Source organism: Dietzia cercidiphylli, assembly GCF_014145145.1.
In the GTDB taxonomy this organism is placed as follows: domain Bacteria; phylum Actinomycetota; class Actinomycetes; order Mycobacteriales; family Mycobacteriaceae; genus Dietzia; species Dietzia natronolimnaea.
Genome location: NZ_JAALEA010000482.1, coordinates 1 through 2,410 on the forward strand (window position 1 = coordinate 1; position 2,410 = coordinate 2,410).

Below are 2,410 nucleotides of genomic sequence, written 5' to 3' on the forward strand. Positions count from 1 at the left end.
CGCGGGTGAGGACGCCGCGGAGGACGGCGGCGACCGCGCCGGGGCGGACGTCGAGGAGTCCTGACCCCGGGCCGACCCGGCCGCGGGTCAGGGCCGGTCGAACCTGATGTTCTCGCGGGGGGTGCCGACCGCGACCATCCCGCGGACGGTGGCGCGCAGCATCTCCGGTGACCCGGACAGCAGTACCTGGCGATCCGCCCACGAACCCCAGCCGGTCACCACGTCCACCAGCGTCCCCGTCTGACGCCGGTGCAGTGTGCGGGGCAGGTCCTGACGCGCGCCGGCCCACCACGGGTCGGTGTCCTCCTCGGAGACCGGCTGGATGGTGAGCCACGGCGCGGTGGCGGCCAGGTCGACGAGTGTCGGCAGATCGTAGAGGTCGCCGGGGTGCCGCGCGCCGTAGAACAGGTGCACGCGGGGGTTGAAACCGTGGCGCATCATGTCCAGCAGCAGGCAGCGCAGCGGGGCGATGCCGGTGCCGCCGGCCACCATCAGCACGTCGCGGACGGGTTCGGTGCGGTCCACCTCGAGCAGCCCGAGGGGCCTCGCCAGGACCCACCGGTCGCCCACCCCGACACCCCGGACCAGCGATCCGCTGAGCGCGCCACCGGGGACGTCGCGGACGTGGAACTCGATCTGGCCGGCCGGGTTGGCCGGGATCGACGGGCTGAACCGGCGCCACACGCCCGGCGTGTACGGCGTCAGGACGCTGAGGTACTGGCCCGGGTGGTAGTCCACCATCACGTCGGTGATCAGCCTGACCACCGCCACGTCGCGGGTCGGCCGGAGGGCCTCGACGACGGTCGCGCCGACCCTCGCGGGCCCCTGCCCGGCGGCCGCGCCCTCCTGGAGCGCGGTCGACAGTGCCCGGTACGCGGTGCCCAGCGTGGTGGACAACCGGTCATCCCAGCCGCCACCGGCCAGGTGGCGGAGAGTGCTGGCGAGGGCCTCGCCGAAGCGCTGGTGGTGGCGGGCGGAGAGTTCGAGTTTGCGGTGGTCGGCGCCCAGGTGGCGGGCGAACTCCACCACCTGGGCGACCTCGGCCTCGTCCCCCCGGGCGTCCTCGACGGTCTCGAGCGCCCACGTCATCGCGCGGACGAACTCGCCGAGCACCCCGGAGGCGTCGCGGGGGAACAGTTCGCGGAAATCCGGGTCGGCCTCGCGCAGGGCACGGGCGAACAACCCGATGAAGCGCGGGTCGGCGAGGAGATCGCGGAGGGCCAACAGCGGGGGAGTGGCCGTGGAGACCGGGACGGGGTCCGCCAGCGGCGTGGTCGTGGGGTCGGCGGCCCTGCCGAGATACGGCGAGAGGTCGATGTCCGACACGAGGCGCTCGACGTCCGTGGCGCGGGAGAAGGCGTCGTCGTCCTCCCCTGGGATCCTCACCACCTCCGCGCCTCCTCACTACCTGCCGTCGGCGTCCGCCGGTGCCCCAGGATAGCCGCCGGCGCCGGACCCGGCGGTCAGGAGAACACGGGCAGGGGGTTTCCCGGAGCGGGGAGCGGCACCGGGTTGCCGCCCCAGTCCTGCGGCGCCACACCGATCCGCATGCGCTGGGGGTGGTACCCGACGGGGATCCGGGCCACCTCCTCGCCGGTCTCGAAGGACAGCACGCTGACCGTGTTGCTCTTGGCCCAGGACACGAAGCAGTTCTCCCCGGTGAGGTCGGTGGTCACCCAGTAGGACTTGAGGCCGGTCGAGACCAGCGGCCCGTGTTGCAGGGTCTCCCGGTCGACCACGGTGGCGTAGTCGCTCATGGTGCCCGCGACGCAGATCTTGGTGCCCTGGGGGTTCATGGAGATGCCGTGGTGGCCGGAGTCCAGCAGGTGGGCCTCCCGGGGGACGTCGCCGGCGGGCGTGACGGGCAGGTCCACGATCGCGGACGGGACCGGGCCGACGGGTCCCGGCGTGGCGGATCCGGTCATCACCGGCCGAGCGTGATGTCCACGCCCGCGCGCAGTTCGTCCTCGGTATAGGTGAGCTGCCCACGCCCGGGGATCTCGATCAGGTAGAAGGGCGCGCCGGAGGGGACCGCGCCGAAATCGAAGGTGAAGGTGCAGGAGGAGAGATCGCCCCCGGCGTAGGCGAGCATGGTGCTGCCGAGGGTGGTCGACACGCCCTCGGTCAACGTGATCCGCGTGCCCTCGCCGATGTCCGAGAGCGTGACGGGCAGGTCGCAGCCGGATCCGTCGCCGGAGACCGGCTCGCCCGGGGAGGCCATCACGGTGAACCGCCCCTCGACGTCGAACAACTCGCCCGGCGCGCGCTCGGGGGCCTGCCAGGCCTGGGGCGGCAACGGGCCGCGCACCTGGTCGGTGGGGCCGTTGCCGGAGTCGGATCCGGGGCCGGACAGCGCGAATCCCAGGACCACGACGACGACGAGGGCCAGCCCCGCGACGATCACCGCGGC

2 protein-coding genes and 1 pseudogene are annotated in these 2,410 nt (G+C 73.4%); all 3 read right to left on the reverse strand.

The annotated features are described in order from the left end of the window. Nucleotides 1-87: 87 nt before the first annotated feature. Nucleotides 88-1,389 carry an FAD-binding oxidoreductase gene (locus tag G6028_RS17800; protein ID WP_182659458.1) on the reverse strand — a complete coding sequence of 434 codons (1,302 nt, stop codon included), beginning with the start codon at nt 1,387-1,389 and terminating at the stop codon, nt 88-90. A gap of 74 nt (nt 1,390-1,463) precedes the next feature. Then, nucleotides 1,464-1,928: a YncE family protein gene (locus G6028_RS15975; RefSeq protein WP_182659459.1), complete on the reverse strand. Its 465-nt coding sequence runs from the start codon at nt 1,926-1,928 to the stop codon at nt 1,464-1,466. After that, nucleotides 1,925-2,410: pseudogene (locus G6028_RS15980) on the reverse strand (hypothetical protein); the annotation flags it as partial. The pseudogene G6028_RS15980 and the gene G6028_RS15975, both read right to left, overlap by 4 nt.